26 protein-coding genes are annotated in these 25,660 nt (G+C 53.4%); 19 read left to right on the top strand and 7 right to left on the bottom strand.

Annotated elements, in window-relative coordinates; all coding sequences use genetic code 11:
• Position 1 precedes the first annotated feature (1 nt).
• Genes G9Q38_RS11135 through G9Q38_RS11145 form a run of 3 tightly spaced genes read right to left on the bottom strand, consistent with a single transcriptional unit; the run spans position 2 to position 1,613 of the window.
• A complete protein-coding gene (locus G9Q38_RS11135) occupies positions 2–1,036 on the bottom strand; it encodes a Rieske 2Fe-2S domain-containing protein (protein WP_166130974.1) in 1,035 nt (344 codons plus the stop codon).
• Between the two features lie 20 nt (positions 1,037–1,056).
• Positions 1,057–1,293 (bottom strand): recombinase-like helix-turn-helix domain-containing protein, encoded by a 237-nt coding sequence (locus tag G9Q38_RS11140; protein WP_114421685.1) that lies wholly within the window; start codon positions 1,291–1,293, stop codon positions 1,057–1,059.
• Positions 1,293–1,613 carry a hypothetical protein gene (locus G9Q38_RS11145; RefSeq protein WP_119442645.1) on the bottom strand — a complete coding sequence of 107 codons (321 nt, stop codon included), beginning with the start codon at positions 1,611–1,613 and terminating at the stop codon, positions 1,293–1,295. The genes G9Q38_RS11140 and G9Q38_RS11145 overlap by 1 nt, the downstream gene beginning before the upstream one ends.
• 358 nt (positions 1,614–1,971) lie before the next feature.
• Here G9Q38_RS11145 and G9Q38_RS11150 point away from each other — a divergent pair, with 358 nt between their 5' ends.
• From G9Q38_RS11150 to G9Q38_RS11205, 12 genes are all read left to right on the top strand, one after another.
• Positions 1,972–2,754 (top strand): ABC transporter ATP-binding protein, encoded by a 783-nt coding sequence (locus G9Q38_RS11150; protein ID WP_114421687.1) that lies wholly within the window; start codon positions 1,972–1,974, stop codon positions 2,752–2,754.
• 66 nt (positions 2,755–2,820) lie between these two features.
• A complete protein-coding gene (locus tag G9Q38_RS11155; protein WP_114421688.1) occupies positions 2,821–3,816 on the top strand; it encodes an ABC transporter substrate-binding protein in 996 nt (331 codons plus the stop codon).
• A 104-nt stretch (positions 3,817–3,920) separates the two neighbouring features.
• Complete coding sequence (locus tag G9Q38_RS11160; protein ID WP_370523855.1) at positions 3,921–4,697, top strand: ABC transporter permease; 777 nt, start codon at positions 3,921–3,923, stop codon at positions 4,695–4,697.
• 11 nt (positions 4,698–4,708) lie between these two features.
• Positions 4,709–5,491: an SDR family oxidoreductase gene (locus tag G9Q38_RS11165; RefSeq protein WP_166130976.1), complete on the top strand. Its 783-nt coding sequence runs from the start codon at positions 4,709–4,711 to the stop codon at positions 5,489–5,491.
• Between the two features lie 17 nt (positions 5,492–5,508).
• Positions 5,509–6,039, top strand: a complete 531-nt coding sequence (locus G9Q38_RS11170) for a cupin domain-containing protein (RefSeq protein WP_166130978.1) — start codon at positions 5,509–5,511, stop codon at positions 6,037–6,039.
• A 25-nt stretch (positions 6,040–6,064) separates the two neighbouring features.
• Positions 6,065–6,919: an alpha/beta fold hydrolase gene (locus G9Q38_RS11175; protein WP_158536718.1), complete on the top strand. Its 855-nt coding sequence runs from the start codon at positions 6,065–6,067 to the stop codon at positions 6,917–6,919.
• Positions 6,920–6,921: 2 nt separating this feature from the next.
• Positions 6,922–7,725, top strand: coding sequence for an IclR family transcriptional regulator (locus tag G9Q38_RS11180; RefSeq protein ID WP_166130980.1), 804 nt, complete (start codon positions 6,922–6,924; stop codon positions 7,723–7,725).
• A 32-nt stretch (positions 7,726–7,757) separates the two neighbouring features.
• Positions 7,758–8,549 (top strand): SDR family oxidoreductase, encoded by a 792-nt coding sequence (locus G9Q38_RS11185; protein ID WP_166130982.1) that lies wholly within the window; start codon positions 7,758–7,760, stop codon positions 8,547–8,549.
• Entirely contained in the window at positions 8,542–10,227 is a 1,686-nt protein-coding gene (locus G9Q38_RS11190; protein ID WP_114421694.1) for a thiamine pyrophosphate-binding protein, read from the top strand. Before G9Q38_RS11185 ends, G9Q38_RS11190 begins: the two co-directional genes overlap by 8 nt.
• A gap of 13 nt (positions 10,228–10,240) precedes the next feature.
• Positions 10,241–11,056: an aspartate dehydrogenase gene (locus tag G9Q38_RS11195; RefSeq protein ID WP_114421695.1), complete on the top strand. Its 816-nt coding sequence runs from the start codon at positions 10,241–10,243 to the stop codon at positions 11,054–11,056.
• A gap of 68 nt (positions 11,057–11,124) precedes the next feature.
• Positions 11,125–12,600, top strand: a complete 1,476-nt coding sequence (locus G9Q38_RS11200; RefSeq protein WP_166130984.1) for an aldehyde dehydrogenase — start codon at positions 11,125–11,127, stop codon at positions 12,598–12,600.
• Positions 12,601–12,612: 12 nt separating this feature from the next.
• A complete protein-coding gene (locus tag G9Q38_RS11205) occupies positions 12,613–13,575 on the top strand; it encodes a VOC family protein (RefSeq protein ID WP_166130986.1) in 963 nt (320 codons plus the stop codon).
• 276 nt (positions 13,576–13,851) lie between these two features.
• On the opposite strand, the gene G9Q38_RS11210 is transcribed toward G9Q38_RS11205, so the two are convergent.
• The 4 genes from G9Q38_RS11210 to map all read right to left on the bottom strand — a co-directional run bounded on the left by G9Q38_RS11210 (position 13,852) and on the right by map (position 19,371).
• Positions 13,852–15,000 carry a porin gene (locus G9Q38_RS11210; RefSeq protein WP_166130988.1) on the bottom strand — a complete coding sequence of 383 codons (1,149 nt, stop codon included), beginning with the start codon at positions 14,998–15,000 and terminating at the stop codon, positions 13,852–13,854.
• Positions 15,001–15,432: 432 nt separating this feature from the next.
• Complete coding sequence (locus G9Q38_RS11215) at positions 15,433–15,909, bottom strand: disulfide bond formation protein B (RefSeq protein ID WP_166130991.1); 477 nt, start codon at positions 15,907–15,909, stop codon at positions 15,433–15,435.
• A 15-nt stretch (positions 15,910–15,924) separates the two neighbouring features.
• Positions 15,925–18,525 carry a [protein-PII] uridylyltransferase gene (locus tag G9Q38_RS11220; protein ID WP_166130993.1) on the bottom strand — a complete coding sequence of 867 codons (2,601 nt, stop codon included), beginning with the start codon at positions 18,523–18,525 and terminating at the stop codon, positions 15,925–15,927.
• A gap of 24 nt (positions 18,526–18,549) precedes the next feature.
• On the bottom strand, positions 18,550–19,371 hold the full coding sequence (gene map, locus G9Q38_RS11225) for a type I methionyl aminopeptidase (RefSeq protein WP_114421747.1): 822 nt from the start codon (positions 19,369–19,371) through the stop codon (positions 18,550–18,552).
• Between the two features lie 222 nt (positions 19,372–19,593).
• Here map and rpsB point away from each other — a divergent pair, with 222 nt between their 5' ends.
• The 7 genes from rpsB (at position 19,594) to ispC (ending at position 25,627) form a co-directional block, all read left to right on the top strand.
• Positions 19,594–20,349, top strand: coding sequence for a 30S ribosomal protein S2 (gene rpsB / locus G9Q38_RS11230; protein ID WP_114421702.1), 756 nt, complete (start codon positions 19,594–19,596; stop codon positions 20,347–20,349).
• Positions 20,350–20,445: 96 nt separating this feature from the next.
• Positions 20,446–21,321, top strand: coding sequence for a translation elongation factor Ts (gene tsf, locus G9Q38_RS11235; RefSeq protein WP_166130995.1), 876 nt, complete (start codon positions 20,446–20,448; stop codon positions 21,319–21,321).
• Between the two features lie 121 nt (positions 21,322–21,442).
• On the top strand, positions 21,443–22,165 hold the full coding sequence (pyrH, locus tag G9Q38_RS11240) for a UMP kinase (RefSeq protein WP_114421704.1): 723 nt from the start codon (positions 21,443–21,445) through the stop codon (positions 22,163–22,165).
• 20 nt (positions 22,166–22,185) lie between these two features.
• Positions 22,186–22,746: a ribosome recycling factor gene (gene frr / locus G9Q38_RS11245; protein WP_114421705.1), complete on the top strand. Its 561-nt coding sequence runs from the start codon at positions 22,186–22,188 to the stop codon at positions 22,744–22,746.
• Between the two features lie 27 nt (positions 22,747–22,773).
• The gene (gene uppS / locus G9Q38_RS11250) at positions 22,774–23,535 is read left to right on the top strand and encodes a polyprenyl diphosphate synthase (protein WP_166130998.1); all 762 of its coding nucleotides are present in this window, start codon (positions 22,774–22,776) and stop codon (positions 23,533–23,535) included.
• A 14-nt stretch (positions 23,536–23,549) separates the two neighbouring features.
• Complete coding sequence (locus G9Q38_RS11255) at positions 23,550–24,401, top strand: phosphatidate cytidylyltransferase (protein WP_114421707.1); 852 nt, start codon at positions 23,550–23,552, stop codon at positions 24,399–24,401.
• Between the two features lie 8 nt (positions 24,402–24,409).
• Positions 24,410–25,627, top strand: coding sequence for a 1-deoxy-D-xylulose-5-phosphate reductoisomerase (gene ispC / locus G9Q38_RS11260; RefSeq protein ID WP_166131001.1), 1,218 nt, complete (start codon positions 24,410–24,412; stop codon positions 25,625–25,627).
• Positions 25,628–25,660 lie beyond the last annotated feature (33 nt).

Consider the following 25,660-nt stretch of genomic DNA (forward strand, 5'->3'; position numbering starts at 1 on the left):
ACTACAGAACACCCCGGTTCAATTGATCGGTCGCCAGTTTGCGTAGTTGCCGGCGTGCGCGGGTGACCCCGACATCATGTTGATAAAGGTGTTCGCGTTGGTTTGCGTCCGATTCCATTTGCTCGAGCACCACGCGGTCTTGCTCCAGAACCGTCCAATGACGTGCTTCCAAACGATTTTTGTAAAGGAAACGCCAGGCGTCGCGCTGCCAGCCTTCAACTTTGCGAACGCGCCAGTGGAATACCGCGGTGATGTCGGGCGAAATAGGGGTGTAGCAGCCGATAATGCCGAAATTGCCGCCAGGGCCACCAGTTTTGGGGTAGGGGATTTCCAGTCGCAGCCAGATTAGCCCGGTGTCGGCCCATTCCGACCAGTCGAAGTTAACGTCACGCTGGCCTGCCTTCTCGAAAATAAAGCCGGTATCGGTATCGCGCAGTTGGAATTCGGCTGAACGCGCGCCCACCGACATACTGTGCGACTGCTTGTGCAGATACGTGCCGTGCATCGGGTCCATGACGTTGTCAATTACGTAGCGATAGCCGCCACGCCATTCCGTGTAGCACAGGAAGGCGGAATATTCGCCGGATGTCAGTTGCTCGGGCAATACCAGTGGAGGGGGTTCGTCGACGTTTTCAGACGAGTTATACATGAAAATTGCACCGGCGCTTTCCTGTATATGAAAAGCACGTGTGGGACGCGAACCTTCCAGTTTACAGCCGGGGTTGCCGGGAACAGAGACGACTGTGCCGTCGCAACTGACTTCGACGCCATGGTAGCCGCAGGCAATTTTATTACCCAGCGGGATGCCGAAAGAAAGTGGGGCGCCGCGATGGGGGCAATGATCTTCGAGACAATGTACTTTGTTGTCGGCATCGCGCCAAAGCACCAGTTTGCGACCCAGGCGGCGCAATGATACCGGCGTGTCTTTAACAAAATGCGACGGACAAATGGCGTGCCAGTAATCTTTCAGGCCATCGGTCAGGATTTTCTCAACTTGCGCTTCGGTTTCTGCGCGGTTTGCAGTTGCTGTACTCATGGAATGTCCTATTGATCTCGTTAGTCGTTGGCGAGACGCTTGAGCTCTTCAGCCAGATTATCTGTTGTCCAGTTATCTGCCGTTTGTGGCTGGGGCCCTTGGTCGTTCAAAAAGGTGACGAGTGCATCGAGTTCGGTAATACCGGAACCAAAAGCACGTTCAATACTGTCGCCCAACAGGTTTTCGTAAGCGGTTGGCTCATGACTGCGAGCCTGATGGGGATCAAGATAACAAGGGGTGAGGTAGCGGTCTTGCATTATTGGCCTCCGTTACGTACGCGTTCCTTGATTCGTTCGCGTACAGGGATAAAGTCATAAGTGGGAAAACATTCGGTGGTGAATACGCCCCACGCCGAACGTTCAAGTTCGACATTCACAACCGGAAGTAAGTGTGGCGGAACGCGTAGCGTGACGATTTGTCCAAACCCCATGGCAACCGTCCAGGAAACAATTTCAACACCGTCGGGCGGAAAGCGATCCCACCATTCGGCGGCTTTGAGCTTGCCTTGAATAGTGTCCAGGTTCTGCGACTGATCGTGTTTAAGAAATACGGTTAATAGTGTGGTGTCAGACGCCATGCCGGCTCCGTAGTATGGGTAATACGTTGACATGGTTTGCGATAGAATTCCATGTCAACGCCGTGTTCCATATATTAAACAGCGTTTTACATAAGGTTAGTGTAGGGGTGGCGGAAATAACGATCCATAAGTAAAAACCCTAGGTTTATTTTATCGGACAACAATAAGACATTGAAATAAAAGCAATTTTATTATTTATATTTGCACATAAATATCGCCTGAATTGTTGATTTATGTCAATTTACAGCTAATACAAAGGGTTTTCCCTAATATATTCAGACCCGTCAAGCAGATAAAGTCTGTTTAAAGAGCAAAACATCAGTTCATATATAAAACATCGCTAAGGAGCGCACCGCTCATGGTCGAAATTGAATTCCGTGATGTCACCAAGTCGTTCATTGATCGCCAGACATCCAAACCTATCACCGCCGTTACCGACGTCTCCCTGTCTATTAAAAAGGGGGAAGTGGTTTCGCTTATCGGGCCTTCAGGCTGTGGCAAAAGTACTTTGTTGAATATGGGCTCTGGCCTGTATCAGCCTACCGAAGGCGAGGTCTACGTGGGTGGCAAGCTGGTGACCAAGCCTGTGCGTGAAGTGGCTTTCATGTTGCAAAAAGATTTGCTGATGCAATGGCGCACCATCGAAGATAACGTGGCGTTAGGGCTTGAAATTGCCGGTGTCGGCAAAGCCGAACGCATGAAGATCGCACACGAGCTTCTGTATAAGTGCCATCTTAAAGGGTTTGAAAAGCATTACCCTTATCAACTGTCTGGCGGGATGCGTCAACGTGCTGCGCTGGCTCGTACGCTCGCCGTCGATCCGCACGTTATGTTGCTCGACGAACCCTTTTCGGCGCTCGACGCCCAAACCAAAATGGTGCTTCAGCAAGATCTGGCTCAGATGTTGTACGAGAAAGAGCGCACAGCCCTGTTCATCACCCACGACCTGGTCGAAGCCATTGCTCTGTCTGACCGTCTGCTGGTAATGAGCGAACGGCCCGGCACCATTATTGAGGAAATTGTTATCGATCTTCCGCTGCGCGAGAATCCACTCGAGCGGCGCAAGCTACCAGAAGTTGGGCCCTTGCAGGGGCGCTTAATGGACCTGCTGAAAATTGGCAAAGAAGAATTGGCTCATTAAGCAATCAGGTGGTACCCGTTGTTCCTTTTTTGAAATTCCGATACTTACTACGATCCGGAGGACATAATGAAAAAACTACTCGCCATTACCGCGCTGGGCGCATGTTCGCTTTTCTCCACAACCGCCGCGTTGGCTGCTGAAGCAGGTAAAGATCTGCAAAAGGTAACGTATTTGTTGCCTGCACCTAAAACGCTCCCCGCTTTTGCGCCTTGGCTGATCGCTCAGCATCAGGGTTATTTCGCCGACGAAGGGCTTGAAGTTGAGTTCGTGACCGGCAAAGGCGGTGTTGATGTCGCCAAGCAAGTGGGTGCCGGCAACGCCGTTATCGGTGGCGCCATTGGTGACACTTCAATTATCGTGCGCGCCAACGGTGTGCCCGTTAAGTCTGTAGCCGTATTGGGCGCAGGCTCGTTAACGCTGGTTGCCTCTCATGCCGATAAGCCGGTAAACAAGCCCGCCGAATTGAAAGGCAAAGTGATTTCGGTTATGGCCTATACCGACACCACTTACTACTCTTTGTTGGGTACGATGCGTAAAGCCGGATTGTCGCGCGATGATGCCGATATTCAGGCAGCCGGGCCCGCTGGTGTATGGCAATTATTTGCATCCGGAAAGTCGGAAGTGATGGCAGGCGTGCCCGACTGGGTTGTGAGCGCTCGCGCTGCCGGAACCAAAGTTCATATTATGCCGCGCGAAGAGGGTTTCAACAGTATGGCCCAGGCTATTCTGGCCTCTGATGAAGCAATCAAGAACAACCCTGAACTCATTCAGAAAATGGTCCGTGCCACGCTGAAAGGCATGACGCTGATCATGAACGAAACCGATAAGGCCGTTGCGTCTTATGTGGAAGCAAACCCGGCGTTTAAGGGTAAAGAAGATCAGGTGCGTCAGGTGTTCGACCTGTACAACGAATACGTTTATGCAAACCAGGAAGTGCCCGGAACAATGGATCCCGAGCGCCTGGCCAACGTACAAAAGTTCTACGTATCTGAAGGTATTGTGAATACTGAAACGCCGCTCGACGAGCTGTACACCAATCAATTCGTTGGAGGCGGTCAATGAGTTTGGAGTCATCCACGGTCAGCGTTAACCAACCTGTAGGGATGTCCCGTTCGCAAAAGCTCAATAAGCCCAAACCGAAAAAGCACTCTACAGGAGGACCTGGTGTGTCTAAACAAACTTTTACCGCATTGTGCAGCCTGGCTGTTTTGATTCTGGTGCTGGCCGCCTGGGAGTGGATCCCGGTGTGGCTGGAGACACCGGCCTATATCTGGCCGGTGTTTTCCTCGGTCGTTGAAGAGGGCATCAGAATGTGGAATACCGGTAATTTGCTCGAGCATTTCGGTATCACCGCGCTTGAGGTCGTCATCGGGTTTTTTCTGGGTGCGTTGCTTGGGTTGTTTGTTGGCGTCGTACTGGGTTTGTCGCCCACCACGGAATCGGTGTTGTCGCCTTACATCCTGGCACTGCAAATTGCACCGAAAGTGGCTTTTGCCCCTTTGTTCGTCATGTGGATGGGTTACACCATTTACCCGAAGATTCTGGTGGGCATCCTGATTGTGTTCTTCCCCATCATGATCAACGTGTTGTCTGCCATTCGTACGGTTGACCCCGACATGGTGAATCTGGTTCGAACGTTGAACGCAACGCGGCTGCAAATTTTCCGCCTGGTCGAGTTTCCCTCGTCTTTGCCGGCTTTGTTTTCGGGTTTGCGTATCGGTTCCACGCTGGCTGTTATTGGTGTCACCGTGGGTGAACTGGTGGGCGGCAACCAAGGCTTGGGTTTCCTGCTGGTCGACTCTGAAGGCCAAGGCAATACGGCCGGTGTGTTTGTGGCTATTATCGGGCTGACCATCATCGGGATCGTGGCCTACGCGGGCGTTGTTTGGGCTGAACGTCGTTGCCTGCATTACATCCCGAAAATCACAACCACCACAGCTTAATGGAAACCAGGATGCAACCCGATCAAGTTTCTATCGCAGCACAAGGTTTAATGAAAGGCCGCCGGGTTTTGGTTACCGGCGGTGCCCGGGGGCTCGGCCTGGAGTTCGCCCGTCATGCAGGGCGTGCCGGCGCGGCAGTGGTGATTGCCGATATTCTGGCGAATGAATTGCATGCTGCAGCGGAAGGTTTACGCGCTGAAGGCATTCAGGCACATAGTGTGGTGTTCGACCAAAGTAATCCGGAGTCGATTACGGATTGTGCGGCGCAGGCGGAGCAATGGCTGGGTGGGCTCGACGGCCTGGTCAATAACGCGGCCATTACCAATTCCGGTGGTAAAGCTTTGAATGAGCTGGATATCGATGTTTGGGACAAGGTCATGGCGGTGAATGTGCGGGGCACGTGGCTAATGAGCCGTGCTTGCTGGCCTGCGCTGAAGGTGTCGGGGCGCGGCAGTATTGTCAATCTGGCGTCAGACACCTCGTTGTGGGGTGCGCAAAACCTCCTGGCCTATGTTGCCAGCAAAGGCGCCGTTATCGCAATGAGTCGGTCGATGGCGCGCGAAATGGGTGTCGACAATATTACGGTCAATGCCGTGGCACCGGGATTAACGCTGGTTGAAGCAACCGAATATGTCCCTAAGCATCGTCATGAGCTTTATGAAGGGCAACGGGCCATTCAGCGTCAGCAAGTCCCCGACGATGTCAGTGGTGTGGTTACTTTTCTTCTTTCTGACTTGTCACGGTTTGTGACAGGTCAAGTCATGGCTGTCAATGGCGGCTTTGTCATGCATTAACCATAAAGGTGAGTTCTATGAGCGAACAAGCAGTAAGTGAGAAACCTTCCTGGGAGCGCCCAGAAGGCGCCAGTTTCGAAGATTGGATGCAAACACGTATTGCGCGTTATTCAACGCGCAAATACGACTGGGACGCCTTGAAGTTCCAGGCTGATTACGACCCCAAGTATCGTCGGGCCCAAATGCGTTACGTGGGTACCGGTGGTACCGGTGTGGCGCAAGACGTGAATACCGTTCCATCGGAAAATTTCACGTTTTCAACCATGGTTATCCCGGCCGGGCACATTGGCCCATCTCATTTGCACACCGACGTTGAAGAAGTGTTCTTCGTTATTCGCGGCAAGATGAAGCTGATTCTTGAGAAAGATGGTGAGCGCTTTGAAACCATTCTGACCGATCGCGACCTCGTTTCAGTTCCACCGGGCGTTTACCGCGAAGAAATCAATATCGGTGACGAAGATGCGTTGATGTGTGTGATGCTGGGCGCTAAAAAACCCATTATCCCCACCTATCCGCCCGAGCATCCTTTGTCGAAAATCAAGCGCTGATCTCTACAAAACAAAGGAGCGACCCGTGACCCAGGCTTTTCCCAACAGTGATACTCCGACTTCTTCCGAGCCTTTTTTCACTTACGAGATTGTGAAAACAGGGAAGGGCGATATCGGTTTGCGTCGCTGTGGCCAGGGGCCTCACACGGTTGTACTTTTGCATGGCATCAGTTCGGGCGCCGACTCCTGGCGGGAGTGCGCCCGATTATTGCAGAACGATATGCAGGTTGTCGCCTGGGATGCGCCCGGCTATGGTCATTCCACCCCCTTGGCGCAAGCTCAGCCGCAGGCGGTTGATTATGCTTGCCAATTGCAATGTTTGTTAAACGAGTTGGGCGTTGATCACTGCCTGGTAGTGGGGCATTCACTGGGTGCGCTCATGGCGTCGGGCTTGGCAAAACAACACGACCCTCGTGTTAAGCAGTTTTTGTTAATCAGTCCGGCGCTGGGTTACGGTGGTACTGATAAAGCCGATCAGGTTCGAGCAGGCCGGTTCGCGGCAATGGCCGAGAAAGGCGTGCAGGGCATTGCCCAAGCCTTGCCGAACCGACTGCTTTCGGCGTTAGCTTCAGAGGCTCATCGGCAAGCCGTGACTGCAAACGCCATGAAGCTTAATGAAGGCGGATATAGACAAGCGGTCGAGCTGCTCTGTGGCGACGATATTTATCGTTATGCCGATGATTTTCCTCAGAACACGCGTGTTTATTGCGGTGATGCCGATATTGTGACGCCACCCGAACAATCGGCTGAATTTGCCAAGCGCTTGGGCTTGCCGTTTGAGCTGATTTCACAAGCGGGGCATGCCAGTTACATTGAACAGCCGCAACAGATCGCCGATTTAATTCAGCAGGCCATGTCGAATGTTCGAGGTGTTGCGTGAACATGAATGAATTCGGCCGCCTTGAGGCGGCTCAGCGTTATACGGTCCCGGGGTTGGAGCGTGGTTTGCGTATTCTGACCGCTTTTACACGCCGGGAGCCGGTGTTGTCGGCGCCGGATCTTGCCCGTCGCTTGTCCATTCCCCGCTCTACAGTGTTTCGTTTGCTATCAACACTGGAGCAGTTGGGTCTGGTTGAGCGCGATGAAAGCGGGCGTGATTATCGTTTGGGTACCGGTGCGCTTCGTTTGGGGTTCGAATGCCTGGCCTCGAAAGAGCTTACTGAACTGGGGCGTCCGATTCTTGAACGCTTGCGTGATATCACCGGTTGTTCATGCAATCTGGTGGTGCGCGACGGTCGTTCCGTGGTGTATGTTGCCCGGGCGGTGGTGCAAACCCCCTACGCAAATACGGTTCACCTGGGAACCCGTTTACCCGCACACGCCACTTTGTTCGGCCGTGTTTTATTGCGTGACCTGTCATTCGAAAAGCTGCAACAGCTTTATCCCGAAGAGCAATTGCAGGCGGCCACACCGAAAACACCGGCAACGGTTGCGCAACTGTATCGCCTGATTCAAACCGACCGGACACAGGACTACGTGTTTGATCAAGGTTATTTTGAGCCGAATATTTCCACCCTGGCTGTACCCGTTTTCGGGCAGGCGGGGAAAGTGGTTGCCGCTTTAGGCATCACAGTTTCCGGGAATAAACATACTCCCGAAAACATCACTGAATTAGCGCGCAGCGCGTGTGAGGCGGCCGACGATCTGTCGAGCCTGCTCGATCACGTGGCCGCATCCCGTCATTAAGCGTGTAAAAGTTTACGAATGAAGAGGTATCAATGATTAACCTGGAAGGAAAAGTGGCGGTGGTTACCGGCGGCAGTTCCGGTATTGGTCTGGCAACAGTAAAGCTGTTGCTGGAGCAAGGCGCCCACGTTGCCTTTTGCGGCCGCAGTGCCGAGCGACTTGAGTCGGTTGTCGCTCAACTGCGTAAAGATTTTCCGCAGAGCCGTTTCATGACACAAATATGCGATGTTTTGAATCCGGACGATGTCCACGCGTTTGCGCAGGCTGTACGCGATCAATTGGGCAAGCCCACGATGTTGATCAATAACGCTGGGCAAGGGCGTTTGTCGACGTTTGCCGATACGGATGATCAGGCCTGGGAAGAAGAGTTGCGTTTGAAGTTCTTCTCGGTGATTCATCCAACGCGTACGTTTCTGCCCGATCTGGAAACGCAGGAAGAGGCGGCTGTTGTGTGCGTTAACTCATTGCTGGCGGCCCAGCCTGAACCACATATGGTGGCAACTTCAGCCGCGCGCGCCGGCGTAATGAACCTGGTTCGGTCTTTGGCTACCGAGTTTGCCCCCAAAGGTATTCGTGTGAACGGTATCTTGCTGGGCCTGGTCGATTCCGGCCAGTGGCGCCGCCGCTTTGAGGCGCGCGAAGATAAAAGCCAGACTTGGGAGCAATGGTCTCTTGAGCTGGCACAACGTAAACATATTCAACTAGGGCGATTAGGGCGGCCTGAAGAAGCCGCCCGCGCCATTGTTTTTCTTGCGACGCCGTTGTCCTCTTATACAACAGGCTCACATATCGACGTTTCCGGAGGAGTGTCCCGCCATGCATAAAAAGAATGTTGAAGTAACTGTCGGCTCGGCGATAGCCGCCTTTCTTGAAGAATGCGGGGTGAAAACGGCATTCGGTGTCATCTCCATTCACAATATGCCCATTCTCGACGCATTCGGCGAGCGTGGCGTTGTGCGATTTGTTCCCGCACGCGGCGAGGCCGGTGGAACCAATATGGCCGATTCGTATGCCCGCACCACAGGTGAGTTGGGCGTTTGCCTGACCAGCACGGGTACGGCTGCCGGCAATGCGGCGGGTGCCATGGTGGAAGCCTTAACGGCGGGTACCCCGATGTTGCATATTACGGGTCAAATCGAGAGCCAGTATCTAGACCAGGGCCTTTCGTATATTCACGAGGCGCCCGATCAACTGACTATGCTAGAGGCCGTGTCCAAGGCCGCTTTCCGGGTGCGCAGCGCGGAAACGGCGCTCAGTACCATCAAGCATGCGGTACAAATTGCCATGACGGCACCAACCGGCCCGGTAAGCGTCGAAATTCCTATCGACATTCAAGGCGCGCTAATTAGCATGCCCACCGATCTTCGTCCTCTGGAGGTGCCGGTTTATCAACCCTCAGAAGCCTCACTGGATCGTTTGGCCGAGCGTTTGTTGCAGGCCAAGCGTCCCTTGCTGTGGCTGGGCGGCGGCGCGCGTCATGCCGGCCAGGCAGTTCAGCGCCTGATGAAGATGGGTTTTTGTGTGGTGACCAGTACACAGGGGCGCGGCATTGTTCCCGAGAACGATCCGCAATCGCTGGGGGCCTTTAATTTGCATAAGCCGATTGAGGCGTTTTATCAAACTTGCGACGCCATGGTGGTGGTCGGTTCACGCTTGCGTGGTAATGAAACACTGAAGTATCAGTTGAAACTGCCACGCCCGCTGTATCGCGTGGATGCCGATCCCGGCAGTGAAGGGCGTTGCTATGAAACCGACGCCTTCGTACATGGCGATTCGCGTTTGGTGCTGGAAGGCCTGGCCGATCGTCTGGAGGGCAAAATGCGCGTTGACGCCCAGTTCCAAAGCGATTTACAAGCGGCCAAAAGCGTTGCCGTGGCCAGTTTGGTTGATGGTTTGGGGCCGTATTCCACGTTGGTCGAGGCGTTGCAAGCCGCCGTCGGCCAGAACTTCAATTGGGTACGCGACGTTACGGTGTCCAACAGCACCTGGGGCAACCGTTATTTGTATTTGTTCGACCCCAAAGCGGGTGTACATGCCTTGGGCGGCGGCATTGGCCAGGGGTTGGCCATGGGCATTGGCGCGGCAATTGGGTCGGCGCAAGCTCACACGGGCAAGAAAACGTATTGCCTGGCCGGTGACGGCGGTTTCATTCTGAATTTGGGTGAATTGGCCACGGCTGTGCAAGAGAAAGCCAACATGGTCATTATTCTGATGAACGATAAAGGCTATGGCGTAATTAAAAACATTCAAGATGCGCAATATGGCGGGCGGCGCCATTATGTCGATTTGCATACCCCCGATTATGCTGGATTGTGTGAGTCGCTTAGCATTCCGCACGCCCGGGTCAGCAATCTGGAAAGCATTGGTGAGGTGTTGCAAACGGCTATTGCAACAGAAGGCCCGTTTATGGTGGAGATCGACATGCTGTCCATCGGTCAATTCAAGACGGCATTTGCCGGGCCTCCGGTGAACCAGCCGGAACCAATGACAATGAACTCGTAATCGAAGGTAGAAAATGACAGTAGAACGTATCGCTTTGGTTGGTTTCGGTGCTATTGGTCGCGCTGTGTTCGATTTGATTGCAGACGACAACCGTTTGGAAATTGACCAAATCGTGGTGCCCGCCGAGTTGGTTCAGCCGATAAAAGAGGAGTTGGCGCAACGCCCCAATGCCGCTTCGGTGACGGTATCCGATCATGTTTCGTATGACAACCGCCCTGATCTCATCGTTGAGTGTGCCGGTCATAGCGCCATTGAAACGCACGTGCTGCCGGGCCTGAAGGCCGGGATTCCCTGCATGGTGGTCTCTATCGGCGCGCTATCGGCACCGGGTTTGCCCGAACAACTGGAAGCCGCCGCGCAGGCCGGCGATACACAGGTGCATTTGCTGTCGGGCGCCATTGGCGGTATTGATGCTTTGGCGGCGGCACGCGTGGCCGGGCTGGATGAGGTCACTTATGTTGGCCGCAAACCGCCTTTGGGTTGGTTGGGCACCCCTGCCGAAGAAAAGCTTGATTTGCATAACCTGAAAGAGAAAGCGATTTTCTTTGAGGGATCCGCCCGCGATGCGGCGCGCTTGTTTCCCAAGAACGCGAATGTGGCGGCTACCTTATCGTTAGCCGGGATCGGACTGGATAAAACCAAAGTGAAGCTGTATGCCGATCCAACCGTGTCGGAAAATATTCACTATTACGAAGCGCAAGGCGCATTCGGCTTTATGGGCGTGACCTTGAAAGGCAAACCGTTGGCAAGCAACCCGAAAACGTCTGCGTTAACGGTGTATAGCGTGGTGCGTGCCCTTAAAAACCGTGTTCAACCTGTGGCTGTTTGAAACGTTTCAGCGCAAGGCTCAATGGCATGGGCGAATTGAGCGCGCATGAATGGATGAAAGGATAAGTAATGAGCAAAGAATTACTGCCAATTTGCATTGCCGGAAAATGGCGATTGGGGCAGGGGCCCGAGTACACCACGTACTATCCGGCCACCGGCGAAGCCGTGGCGTCATTGAATGCGGCCGGACCCGAAGACGTGGAAGAGGCTATTCAAGGCGCGCAGAAAGCGTTTGAGCAAAGCGGCTGGCCGCAACGAAAGCCGCACGAACGCGCTGCGGTGCTGTATCGCATTGCCGAGCGGATCCGCGCTGAAGCGGAAGATCTGGCGCAACTGCAACGGTTGGATAACGGCAAGCCCATTAGTGAAACGCGTGCGCTGGTAGCGAGTGCGGCCGGTACATTTCAGTTTTTTGCTTCGGCTTGCGAAACCCTGGAAGAAACCTTAACGCCGTCGCGCGGCGACTACTTAACCTTAAGTGTTTACGAGCCCATGGGCGTGGTGGCGGCCATTACGCCCTGGAATTCACCCATTGCCAGCGAAGCGCAGAAAATTGCGCCCGCATTGGCCGGGGGCAATGCCGTGGTTGTTAAGCCCGCTGAAATCACGCCGTTACTGGCGTTGGAGCTGGCGCGCATCTGCGAAGAGGCCGGCTTGCCTAAAGGCTTGGTTAGCGTACTGCCTGGTAAAGGCTCGGTGATTGGCGATCTTATCACCCGTCATCCGTTGGTACGCCGCGTTTCCTTTACCGGCGGCACCTCGGTAGGGCGTCATATCGCCGGTATTGCGGCTGATAAATTCATGCCGGCCTCGCTGGAGTTAGGTGGCAAATCGCCCACCATGGTGCTGGAAGACGCCGACCTGGATCACGCTGTTTCCGGTGTTTTGTACGGCATTTTCAGTTCTTCGGGTGAGTCGTGTATTGCCGGTTCGCGCCTTTTTGTGGCCGAGTCGCTTTACGACACGTTTATGGAACGCCTGGTAAAGGGGGCTGAACAATTACGCGTGGGCGACCCTTCCAGTGAACAAACACAAATGGGACCGCTTATCAGCGAAAGCCACCGTGCCTCCATCGAGCGCTATGTTCAAAAAGGTCTGGATGAAGGCGGCCGCTTATTAACGGGCGGCAAACGCCCTGAAGGCGATCTGTACGACAAAGGCAGTTACTACCTGCCCACCATTATCGATGGGCTGAAGAATTCAGCCACCATTTGCCAGGAAGAAATTTTCGGGCCGGTATTGGTGGCGATGCCGTTCAAGAATATGGATGACCTGATCGAACAGGCGAATGACAGCGTGTATGCTTTGGCCGCGGGTATCTGGACCAAAGACTACAAAAAAGCCTGGAATCTGGCCCGTGCGGTAAAGGCCGGCAACGTATGGATTAACACCTACAAGCTGTTTTCCATTGCCACGCCCTTTGGTGGCTGGCGCGATAGCGGCCTGGGCCGCGAAAAAGGGCGCCAGGGCATTCTTCAATATATGGAACAGAAAAGCATTTACCTTGGCATGAATGAAAACCCCATGCCCTGGGCCGGCTTGTAAGCGAAAGGAGTCATGATGAAAGTAATAGGCATCGATGAAATCACCTACGGGGCTAATGATTTTGATACCTGCAAAAAGTTTTTTAGTGATTGGGGCCTGTCGCTAACTAACGAGTCAACATCAAAGCTGGTGTTTTCCACATTGAACGGCTGCCGCGTCAATGTAGTGCGTGAAGATGATTCTGCTTATCCCGAACCCATTGAGAGCGGACCCACACTGCGTGAGGTGGTTTGGGGCGTGTCTTCATCCGATGTTGTAACCGAGTTTGCCCAACGTCTGGCGACAGTTGCGGGCTACAGGAACGAGAACGGTCGTGTGTCATGTATCGACCCCACGGGTATGCTGGTGAGTTTTCAGCTTACGCAAAAGAAAGAGATAGAAGTCGAGTGCGGCGAATCCAACACTTGGAATAGCAAACCGCGACGCAATGCCGCCAGCCCCATTTACGACCGTGCTTATCCCATTGAGGTTGGGCATGTGGTCTTTTTTGTGAAAGATCTGGAAGCGGTGGAAAAATTCTATGTGGAGAATTTCGGTTTCGTACCGTCCGACCGTTATCCAGGCCGTGGCGTATTCCTGCGCTGCGACCCCGACGGCGGTCACCACGACTTGTTTCTGTTGCAAACGCCAGACAAAAAAGTGGGTTTGAACCATGTGGCTTTTGCGGTGCGTGACATTCACGAAGTATTCGGCGGCGGCCTGCATTTCGACCGCTGCGGCTGGAAAACGCAGTTGGGTCCAGGGCGCCACCCCATTTCGTCGGCTTACTTCTGGTACTTCGTGAACCCTGCCGGTGGGTTAATCGAGTACTACGCCGACGAAGATCAGCTGGATGAAAACTGGCAGCCCCGCGAGTTTGAACCCGCACCCACCCGTTTTGCTGAATGGGCGGTAGACGGTGGGCTGGATGGCTACACACGACGGCAAAAAAATACAGAAGCGCCTGAAGGGAAGTTTCTGACGGATAGAAAATAATAAAGTATCCATAGATCTGAAACCGTAGCGCCCTGGAAATGGAATAAAAATCCAGTTTCCGGGGCGTTTTTATTGCTGTGCTTTGCGTGCGAAGTGAATCATAAAAAGCGTTGACGTCATATTCCGGACGTAAAAAAACCGGGCTCGTTTTCACATAGCCCGGTTTAAACTCAAATCTACGTATTGCATTTCTGCGCTAGCGTAGAAGTTACTACTAACGACTTCAGATAAACAGATCGGGCTTAAAGCCCGATCTGTTAAAGCATCATGCTTCGATTAGAAGCTGTGACGCAGACCTGCCATTACAGCAGTTTGGCTTTGACCGGCATTGGGGAGAATGTTTGGTCCGGGAGTGCCACCAGCAGCCGACAGACGGGTTGCGTCGTCGTTGTCCATGTACGAAGCAGATGCGTATACGGACGTGCGCTTGGACAATGCATATTTCACACGAGCAACGTAGTACCAAACTTTCTGGCTACCAGCTGTGGCATTTTTGTAACGCATGTAGTTAACAGAGCCATCAAGAGTAACAGCAGGTGTTACACCATAGGAGGCACCCAATGACCACAAGTCGGAACGGTCGCCCAAGCCTGGAACATTGTTACCAACACCGTTGACGCCGTCATTCTTACGGTTCAAGTAGGTAAGAGCGACTTTCAGTGCGTCGAACTTAACATAGGCGTTAGCCAGGATACGACGGTCTTTGTCGCCGGAGCCCAAACCGTAGTAGTTGTTTGCGCCTGTGCCTTCACCTTTGAGCACGTCATAAGCAGCGTTTACACCCCAACCAGCGGTGTTATAGCCCAGCATGAACGAGTATGCGCCGCACTCACCGTTGTTGTTGTAGTCAACACCACAGTTCGAACCACCAGGGCCACCAGCACTTGATGTATCACGACCACGTGCCCAAGCGGCACCAAATGTGAAGTTGTCAAACGAACCACGATATGTAACGGAGTTGTCCATACGGGCATTGGGGAAGTAGTTGTCGAGTGTACCCAGGCCATAGGCGTTGGGGCCCATGATGTCACCATGGATGTTCGCCCAGAAGAGCATGCTGTACTGGCGGCCTAATGCAAATTGACCCCAGTCACCCTTCAGACCAACCCAAGCCTGACGACCGAACAAACGGCCACCTTGGCCGGACATGCCAGTCGCTTGACCGAAACCAGATTCCAAAGTGAAAACGGCGCTAAGGTTGTCGGAGAGCTTTTCCGTACCACGCAGACCCCAGTATGAAGGCCAGGTGGAAGTGGCTGTTGTGAAGTGAACGGAGCTGTTGCTGCCGCCGGTGCCGTCGGCGATGTTGTTGACGTATTCAACAGCTGTGTCGATGTTACCGTAAAGGGTAACGCTAGTTCCCTGGGCGGATGCCAGCATCGGGAACGAGAGGGCCAGGCCCACTGTAAGTGCTTTTAACTTCATTGGTTAGTTCTCCAACGTTGATGAAAATTATGCCGTTTGGCGGCACTGTTTTAGTAATGCAACCAACTGCGTCACTTTACTACTAACTGTAAATTTGTTACACCAGGAAACTCGGTTAACTGCGCCGCAAGGTTTTCAGTTGGTGTGACCAGTTTGGCACATTTTCACTGTTTTGCCCTACGTTGTTTTTCATGCGTAATCGCTTGATAACTGTACGTTTCCTGAGCGTTGAAGTGAGTGTAAAGAGGGTGTCATATGAGCACGATAAGGGTTAACCCTTCGTTAGGCCGTTGTGTATTAAAAAAACAACGTAATTATGACGATTTGATGAAGCCACAAGGAAAAGTGTGGTTTTTATACCGCAGTTTTAAGCGTACTGAACGTTGTAAAAATATGACGCTTAACTAGACGGAAGGGCGAATTTTATGGGTTTCAGCGTTTGCGGATTAGAACCAGGGCACTTAAAAAGGCCACCACGGCAAACAAGCCCATGCTCCACAGTGCGTATTCAATGCCGATCAGGTTCACCCGTGCGTCCATACATGTAGCGTAAATGCCGAACAGCCAGGGAAAGCCGGCATCCAGACCCGACGCCACCATGAAACGGTCGGCAAAAGTTTGTGCGCATGAAAACATTTGTGCCGCCACGGTGTATTGATACCAGGCAGCCATGACACCCAGCAATCCCAGAATCAATGTTGTGCCGCCAACGATACGGTGCCCCAGGCCGGGGCGTAACACCAGCACGCCAAGCCAGCACACAATTGCAATGACTATATAAACAAGCCGCTGCAATACACACCAGGCACAAGGTTGCATATCGAATACGTGCTGCGACACCAGGGCGACGCCTACAGCAGCAATACAAACAAGCGCGATGGTATGAAGCAGTTTGGTTGTGGTAGACATAGAAAGCTTTGTTGGTTAAAGACTATGCGCAAGCGCTGGGTTGGGGGTGTCGCTTAAGCGGGCCAATAAGTTACGTTCGAATTGTAACTGTGCCCGAGGGTGTTCCAGCGCATCGCCTTGAATAATAAATACATCTTCAACGCGGTCGCCCAGGGTGAGTACTTTGGCCATTTGCAGGTTAATGTCGTGGCGGGCAAACACCTGCGCCAGACTGTACAACAAACCGGGGCGGTCGGACGCGGTAACCGCGAGGCGCCACGACTTGGAATTTTCGTCGGGTTGCAATTCAACATTTGGCACGATGGGAAATACACGCGACCGTCGCGACATACGGCCAACAACAGGGCGTGGTACTTCGGCATTGTTGGGCAGTGTTTTTTGAAGGGCGTCGGTTAACTCGTGCTCAACCAGGCTGGCCCAGGAGCGGTAGTCGGTGTCACGGCTGGGTAATAAGACAATGAAGCTGTCGAGCGCCCAGCCATGGTGTGTGGTGTGGATGCGTGCATCCTGAATGCTTAGGGTGTGTTGGTCGAAGTAGGCGCAAATGGCAACGAAAAGGTCGGGCCGGTCTTTGGCGTAAACCATAATCTGCAAACCTTGATTCTGTCCGATCACACGCGCTTTTACAATTGGCGTTTCCGCATTGACGCGGTAATACAAATGGCGTGTGTGCCAGGCAATTTCCGAGGCATCGTGGCGCAGAAAATAGGCAACATCAAGTACTTTCCAAAACGTGTCGCGCGCGTCGTCGCGTAAGCCCATTAAGCGAATTTCAGAGCTGGCCGCTTGTTTGCGTTGAGCCAGCACCGTGCCGGTGTCGGGCTGTGCACCACCCAGTGCCTCAAGGGTCAGATGGTACAAGTCTTCAAGCAATTTGCCTTTCCAGGAGTTCCATACTTTTGGGCTGGTACCGCGAATGTCGGCGACGGTTAGCAGATATAAAGCAGCCAATTTCCGCTCGGTTTTCACATAGCGGGCGAACTCGTGCACTGATTGCGCGTCGGTGAGGTCGCGTTTTTGCGCAAACTTCGACATGGTCAGGTGCTCGCGTACCAGAAACTCCACCAGTGCCGTATCGTCTTTATCCAGGTTGTGGTTTTTGCAGAAGCGACGCACGTCGCGCGCGCCCAGCTCGGAGTGATCGCCGCCCCGACCTTTTGCAATATCATGGTAAAGCGCAGCAATATAGAGTAGCCACGGCCGGTCCATGTCGGCAATCAGTTGACTGGCCAACGGGTATTCCTGGGCGTGCTCCGGCATGGTGAAGCGTCGAATATTACGAATAACGCGCAGAATGTGTTGATCAACTGTATAGGCGTGGAACAGATCATGTTGCATTTGGCCCACGATTTTGCGGAATTCCGGCAGGTAGCGCGGCAATATATTCAGCAGAGTCATGCGCCGCAACGCGTGCACAATGCCACGTGGTTGTTGCAGTATTTGAATAAACAGATAACGGTTGATGGGGTTGCGCCGGAATTGAGTGTCAATTAAGCGCCGCGCATGCCACATGGCCCGCATGACCTGTGCCGACAAACCGGTGAGCTCGGCATGTTCCTGCATTACCAGAAAAGCGCGCAACAGCAGGGTGGGGTTACGTTCGAAGGCGTCGGGTAATTGGGTGTCGAGCCGGTTGTAAGCCACACAGAAATCGTCATCCAGCGCGCGCCATTCGCCGCGCGTTTCAGGGAACAGGCGCTCCTCGAAGGTTTGCATCAAAATGGTGTTTAGCTGGTTCACCACACGCGCAGCCCAGTAATAACGCTGCATTAATAGCTCGCTAGGCCGGCGCGTGCGTGTGGCTTCAAACCCGTAAACTTTAGCCAATGAGGGTTGCAGGTCGAACAACAGGCGGTCTTCGCGGCGCCCGGCTAAAAGGTGCAGTTCAATACGCAGCCGTTTGAAGGCCAGTTCCGCCCGACGCAGGGCCCGGTACTCGGAAGGGGTCACCAAATCGGTTTGTCCGATTTCGCGCCAGGTTTGCCCGATACCCGAGGCCTGAGCGATCCATAACAACACCATCAAGTCGCGCAATCCGCCTGGCGCCTCTTTGCAGTTTGGTTCTAATGCGTAGGGGGTGTCCTGGTGGCGGGCGTGCCGTTGCTGCATTTCCGACCGCTTGGCCTGGAAAAAAGCACGTGGGTCGCGTTGTGAGGCCATGGTATCGGCCAATTGTGTCAGTAGCGCTTTACTGCCCGCCAGCCAGCGGCACTCCATTAACGCCGTTTCTACAGTAATGTCGTTTGAGGCTTCACGCCGACAGTCTTCAATAGTGCGAACGCTGTGACCCACCTCAAACCCCAGATCCCATAGCGCCGCAACCAGTTTTTCCAGACGCACTTGATCTTCGCTATCAGGCTCGTGTGCCAAAAGGATCAGAACATCAATATCGGAATAAGGATAGAGCTCCCCGCGTCCATAGCCCCCCACAGCGGCGAGCGCTGCGTCTCGGGGCAACGGTGCAGTTTTGAGGATTTCGCGCAAGGTTTGGTCAGTTACGCGCCGCAAGGCTGTTAATAAAGCTTCCGGGCGTAAATGACGTCGATAGCTTTCAATGACGTTGTGCCGCTTTTGGGTGTATGTATCGCGAAGCGAATGCAGGTGAGCGAACGTCATTGAAGCTATGTCTATGTGCTTGAGTTAAGAAATATTAAGTACCCCATACCCCTTTGCGAAGGCGGGTGGGGTTGGCATGTTTGGCGAAACAGTAAGCACTTCGTATGCCGACTCTGTGACCAATACGCTGTGCTCCCATTGTGCCGACAAGCTGTGGTCTCGCGTGACGACTGTCCAGCCGTCAGCCAGCTGGCGAATGTCTTTGCGACCAGCGTTAATCATGGGTTCGACCGTAAAAATCATCCCGGGTTCCAACTCAATGCCGGTACCTGCTTTACCGTAATGCAGAATTTGCGGGTCTTGATGAAATTTTTGCCCAACACCATGGCCGCAATATTCGCGAACAACCGAAAAACCCTGTTTTTCGGCATGTTTTTGAATAGCCGAGCCAATGTCGCCCAACCGCGCGCCGGGTTTCACCTGCTCAATGCCCAGCCACATGCATTCATAGGTGGCCTCTACCAGGCGACGGGCAAGAATGGAGGGTTCACCAATATAGAACATACGGCTGGTGTCGCCGAACCAGCCGTCTTTAATGACTGTTACGTCGATGTTCAGAATATCGCCGTTTTTCAGTACCTTTTCGCCAGGAATGCCGTGGCAGATAACGTGGTTCACCGAAGCGCAGATGGCACCGGGGAACGGTGGATACCCTGGTGGCGCGTAACCCACCGTCGCCGATTCGACGTTGAGTTCGTTGGTAATGTAGTCGAGGCACAGTCGGTCGAGCTCACCCGTGGTGATACCGGCGCGCACGTGGGTTGCCAGGTAGTCCAGGGTTTGTGCCGCCGCCTGACAGGCAGCGCGCATTTTGTCGAGATCGTGTGGGTCGGTTACCAAAGGAATCATAGGAACTTGAGCAATATAAACAAAAGATAGTAGAATTATAGGCTTTCCTGAATTTGGCGAACATCTAAGCCAACAGGAAAAAATCGCGTGCCTGGTCGAACAGGGTGTTTGAGGCGCTGAACTGATTAACGCTTAAGTTGGGTTTAAACCAATACAGTATCAGATTGGCGCAATCAAATCATACGAACCGGGTGCAAGACCTAACCCTTGGAGAATACTATGTCTTTAATGCGTGAAATGCTGGAAGCCGGTGTGCACTTTGGCCACCAAACCCGTTTCTGGAACCCCAAAATGGCACCATATATTTTTGGTGCCCGTAACAAAATCCATATCGTCAACCTCGAGCGCACGGTTGAAAAATACCTTGAGGCTGCCAAGTTCATGCGCCAAACGGCAGCGCGTGGCGGCAACATTCTTTTCGTCGGCACCAAGCGCGCCGCTCGTGAAATTGTGGCCGAAGAAGCAACGCGCTGCGGTATGCCCTATGTTGACGCCCGCTGGCTCGGCGGCATGATGACCAACTTTAAAACGGTTAAAACATCCATTAAACGCCTGAAAGACATGGAAGCTCAGAAAGCGGAAGGCACGACTGAGCTGAAAATCAAAAAAGAAGCACTCATGTTTGAACGCGAGCTCGAGAAGCTGAATAAAGCACTGGGCGGCATTAAAGACATGAACACTTTGCCCGACGCTTTGTTCGTCATTGACGTCGGCTTTCACAAAATCGCCATTGCCGAAGCGCGTACCCTGGGTATTCCCGTTGTGGGCGTGGTTGATACCAACCATTCACCTGACGGTATCGACTACGTCATTCCCGGCAACGATGACTCCACCAAAGCGATTACGCTTTATGCAAAAGGCATGGCGGATGCAGTTCTGGAAGGGCGTGAGCAAAGCCTGAATGGCCTGGTGGAAGAATTGGCCGAAGGCGAAGAAGAGTTTGTCGAGGTTGAAGAAGAAGCGCGCGGCGAGTAATTCCCGATGCGAAACGTCTGAATAAGGCGTTTCATTCAACCGTTTACCCGCGCCCCGGTTTTACCCGGGGCGCGTCTTAATGAATTGGAGAATATTGTGGCTCAAATTACCGCATCAATGGTTAAAGAACTGCGTGAAAAAACCGACGCGCCCATGATGGAATGCAAGAAAGCATTAACCGAAGCCGATGGCGACTTGGCGCGTGCTGAGGAAATTCTGCGCGTAAAGCTGGGTAATAAAGCCAGCAAAGCGGCCAGCCGCGTTACGGCCGAAGGCCTCATTACCGTTAACATTGCCGCCGACAGCAAGAAAGGCTCGGTTGTTGAAGTGAACTGCGAAACCGACTTTGTTGCCAAGAACGATGATTTCATCGCTTTTGTAAATGAAGTTGCTGCACTCGTTACCGAAAAGAACCCTGCCGACGTTGCTGCGTTGTCGGAATTGGCTTTCCGCGATGGTACGGTTGAATCCGTGCGCACCGGCCTGGTTGGCAAAATCGGTGAAAACATTTCGGTTCGTCGTTTCAAGCGTTTCGAAACCGAAAATAAACTTGCCTGCTATGTTCACGGCGGCAAAATTGGTGTGCTGGTTGATTTCAACGGCGACGACGAAGTGGGTAAAGACCTGGCCATGCACATTGCTGCTACCAAGCCTAAAGCACTAGACGCCGCCGGCGTCGCAGCCGAGGATATCGAGAAAGAGCGTTCGGTTGCCCAGCAAAAAGCCACGGAATCGGGCAAGCCGGCCGACATCGTAACCAAAATGGTCGAAGGCTCGGTTGCCAAATTCCTGAAGGAAGTTACGCTGTTGTCACAGCCTTTCGTAAAGAACGACAAGCAAACAATCGAGCAAATGCTCAAAGCGAATAACGCTGGTATCGCCGGCTTCGCCTTGTATGTTGTCGGCGAAGGGATCGAGAAAAAGTCTGAAGATTTTGCCGCCGAAGTTGCCGCAGCAGCCGGCAAAGCATAAAGTACGGTTACGCGTACTTCGCTTAGCGTATCATTAAGTGTAATAATGCCCGGGCACACTGTGCTTGGGCATTGTTACGCACCTGCGGCTCGGCCGGACTATTTTCTCGGGAAAATTACCTATGACCTCCAGATCGTACAAGCGTGTTCTTCTTAAACTGTCCGGCGAAGCGCTGATGGGTGAAGACGCCTTTGGGATCAACAGAACCACCATTTTGCGCATGACAGAGGAAATTGCCGATGTTGTGGCGCGCCATGGGGTTGAACTTGCCATCGTCATTGGTGGCGGCAATATTTTCAGGGGCGTGGCCCCCGGTGCACAAGGTATGGATCGCGCTACGGCCGACTACATGGGCATGATGGCCACAGTGATGAATGCGCTGGCGCTGCAAGACGCACTGAAGAATCGCGGCGTCGACGCGCGCGTTCAGTCTGCATTGAATATTGATCAGGTGGTTGAACCTTATATTCGACCCAAGGCCTTGCGATATCTCGAAGAGGGTAAAGTCGTCATTTTCGCGGCCGGTACGGGAAATCCTTTTTTCACCACCGATACCGCGGCTGCGCTGCGAGGCGCCGAAATTGGTGCTGAAGTGGTCTTGAAAGCAACCAAGGTCGACGGCATTTATAGTGCGGATCCCAACAAAGATCCCGACGCCACACGCTATACCCGCATCAGCTTCGATGAAGCGATTGTGCGTCGTCTGGAAGTAATGGACGCAACGGCATTTGCCTTGTGTCGCGATCAAAAATTGCCAATCAAGGTTTTTTCCATCAACAAGCCTGGTGCTCTGGAACGCGTGGTATCGGGTGATGAAGATGAAGGAACGTTGGTACACGTTTAATCGGAAACAAGGATTGAAGAATGAGCTTGTCTGAAATTAAGAAAAATACCCAGGAGCGCATGGGTAAAAGTATCGAGGCTTTAAAGACCAATCTGGCCAAAATCCGAACGGGTCGCGCTCATGCCGGCATCCTCGATCATGTTCAGGTTGAATACTACGGTTCACTGGTACCGGTTGGGCAGGTTGCCAACGTCAGCGTGGTCGATGCCCGTACACTGAATGTCCAGCCGTATGAAAAAACACTGGTGGGCCCTATCGACAAAGCTATCCGCGACTCCGATCTGGGTTTGAACCCTTCGGCCATGGGTGAAAGCATTCGTGTTCCCATGCCCGCGCTTACGGAAGAGCGCCGTCGGGAACTGACCAAGGTCGTCAAGGCCGAGGGGGAAGACGCAAAAGTAGCGATTCGTAATCTACGTCGTGACGCCAACGATGGGGCGAAGAAGCTGGTGAAAGACAAAGAAATTTCCGAAGACGACGAACGTCGTATGCAGGATGAGGTTCAAAAGCTCACCGACAAACATGTTGCTGAGATCGATAAAATTATTGCCCAGAAAGAAGCTGAAATCATGACGGTTTAATCCGTCATTCGCTGTTACCCAATCCGCATGACCAAGAGCTCAACGCAAACCATTCCCGAGGCAACAGACACACCACAGCATGTGGTGATGATCATGGACGGGAATGGGCGTTGGGCAACCGACCGCTTCCTGCCCCGCACCGCAGGCCATGTGCGCGGGGTGCAGTCGGTTAGACGGGTGGTTGAGGCCTGTGGTCGAAAAGGCGTTCGATACCTGACCCTTTTTGCATTCAGCTCAGAAAACTGGCGCCGTCCGCAGGAAGAGGTTTCCCTTTTAATGCGTTTGTTTGTGCAAACGCTTGAAAAAGAGGTCGATAAACTGGAAGAGCAGGGCGTTCGTTTGCGCGTGGTGGGTGATTTGTCTGCTTTTGAGCCACGACTTCAAGAGCTCATTAAGGCTGCTGAAAAACGCACAGAGCACAACAACACGCTTCATCTGACGATTGCAGCCAATTATGGCGGGCGTTGGGATATTCTTCAGGCCACTCGCCAGGCCTTGCGTGATTTACCCGATCTTGCCGCGCATCCCGAAAACTTCACCGAATCGGTATTGGCCGAGCGTTTGTCTATGGCTTGGGCGCCTGAACCGGATTTGTTCATTCGAACGGGCGGCGAACAGCGCATTTCAAATTTTCTGATCTGGCAGCTTGCCTATACGGAAATGTATTTTACGTCGGTATATTGGCCCGACTTCGACGCGAACGCGCTTGAAGAGGCTTTTGCGTGGTACCGAGGTCGAGAGCGCCGGTTTGGGCGCACCAGTGCGCAACTGGCTGAGAAGCAATCCTGAGGGAAAGGTCATTCATGCTTTTGCAACGCACGCTAACTGCTATTGTATTAATCGTTGTGTTGCTGGCAGCCGGGCTATCGCCGGTAAACTGGCCGCTGCTGGTTTTTTTTGGTGTGGCGGCGTCGGCGTGCTTGTGGGAATGGATGCGCATGACGCTGGGTGGCGGTCGCATGGGTGTTCCGGCTGTCGTGGCGCTGGCATTTTTATGTTTAACCCTGTTGGTTAGTTTTCAGGGTACGGATGCAGTCGCAAATACTTTCCCGGTCACTGATCGCCTGCGCGGTTTTATGGCAGTGGTTTTGCTGGCCTGGGTCATTATCGCGGGCGCAGGCCTTTATGGTGGAAACGCCACCAAACCATCCCGCTCACTCGGATTAAGTCTGTTCGGTTTGCTGTCTGTTTTTGCCGCCTGGCTGGCACTGGTTTATGTGTACGAGCAGGCCGGTGTGGTGTTTCTCGTGTCGTTTATGGGGCTGGTTTGGGTTGCTGATATTGCGGCCTATTTTGGTGGTAAGGCCCTGGGGCGTCGCAAACTTGCGCCCTCCATCAGTCCCGGGAAAACCTGGGAAGGCGCTTTTTTCGGCGTATTGGGAAGTGTGGCTTGGGTTATTGCAACCCAAATGTGGCCAGGCAGTTTTGCCGCTTATCTTTTCGGTGAGTTTTCCTGGTGGTTCGTGGTGGTGCTCACCATTGCGCTGGCTGTGCTTTCCATTATGGGCGACCTTTTCGAATCATTGCTTAAGCGCCGTGCCAACATGAAAGATTCCAGCCGTTTGTTACCTGGGCACGGGGGGGCTTTTGATCGTCTCGACGCGCTGCTTCCCATAGCGCCGCTGGCGTATCTGTTACTGACTCGACCCTTGTGAATAGCGCGATGCAACACATTTGTATTCTTGGATCAACCGGGTCAATTGGCGAAAATACAATCGACGTTGTCTTGCGCCATCCCGAGCGCCTGTCAGTTTATGCCCTTAGCGCGCATTCGCGAATCGAAAAACTGATGGCGCAAGCGCTTCAAACGCACGCGAAAGTTGTCGTGGTGCCCGATGACGCCGCACGGCGGCGTTTTATTGAGATCTGGCCTGCCAAAACACCCAACATCCGCCCCGAAATCCGTGTCGGTGCCCAGGCCCTGGCGGACACCGCCGCCGATGCGGCTGTGAGCACCGTCATGGCGGCCATTGTGGGTGCGGCCGGACTGCCTTCTGCGTTGGCCGCCGCCAAAGCCGGCAAGCGCATTCTTTTGGCGAACAAAGAGGCGTTGGTTGCTGCGGGTAGCGTATTTATGCAGGCGGTACACGATAATAAGGCTGAACTTTTGCCTATCGACAGTGAGCATAACGCGATCTTTCAGTGTTTGCCGCAAGAGGGGAAAGCCGATGGCGCGCATCAGGCCGCTCATGGTGTTCGGCGGTTGATTTTAACCGCATCGGGTGGGCCTTTTCGTGAGACACCGATCGAGGCGCTGGCAAGCGTAACGCCTGAACAAGCTTGTGCGCACCCCAACTGGAGCATGGGCCGCAAAATATCGGTGGATTCTGCGACTATGCTGAACAAGGGGCTGGAGGTGATTGAAGCACACTGGTTATTTGCCATGCCGCCCGAACGCATACAAGTGCTGATTCATCCGCAAAGTGTGGTGCACTCCATGGTTGAATATCACGATGGCTCGGTGCTGGCGCAATTGGGGCAACCCGATATGCGTACGCCTATTGCTTATGGTCTGGGCTACCCCGAACGGCTGCAAAGCGGTGTCGGCATGCTTGATCTGGCCGCCTTGGGCCGGCTTGATTTCTATATGCCCGACATGCAGCGTTTCCCATGCTTAAAACTGGCGCTCGACGCGCTTGAGGCGGGGCAGCATGCATGCATTGCGTTGAATGCCGCCAATGAAATAGCGGTGGCTGCCTTTCTTGAGGGCAAAGTGGCGTTCAGTGCGATCGCGCAAATTATTGAGGTTGCGTTGAATAAGAGCCAGCCTTTGGGTGCTCGCGAACTACCCGATAGTCTCGATGCAGTACTGGCGTTTGATTCGCTGGCGCGTCGTCATGCAGAACAGGCTTGCCAACATATAATGGCGACTGCCCGTTAAAATGGTGCACCGCGTGTATTCCCGTTTGTTATT

The sequence above is a fragment of the Pusillimonas sp. DMV24BSW_D genome (assembly GCF_011388195.1).
GTDB classification, from domain to species: Bacteria; Pseudomonadota; Gammaproteobacteria; order Burkholderiales; family Burkholderiaceae_B; genus Neopusillimonas; species Neopusillimonas aestuarii.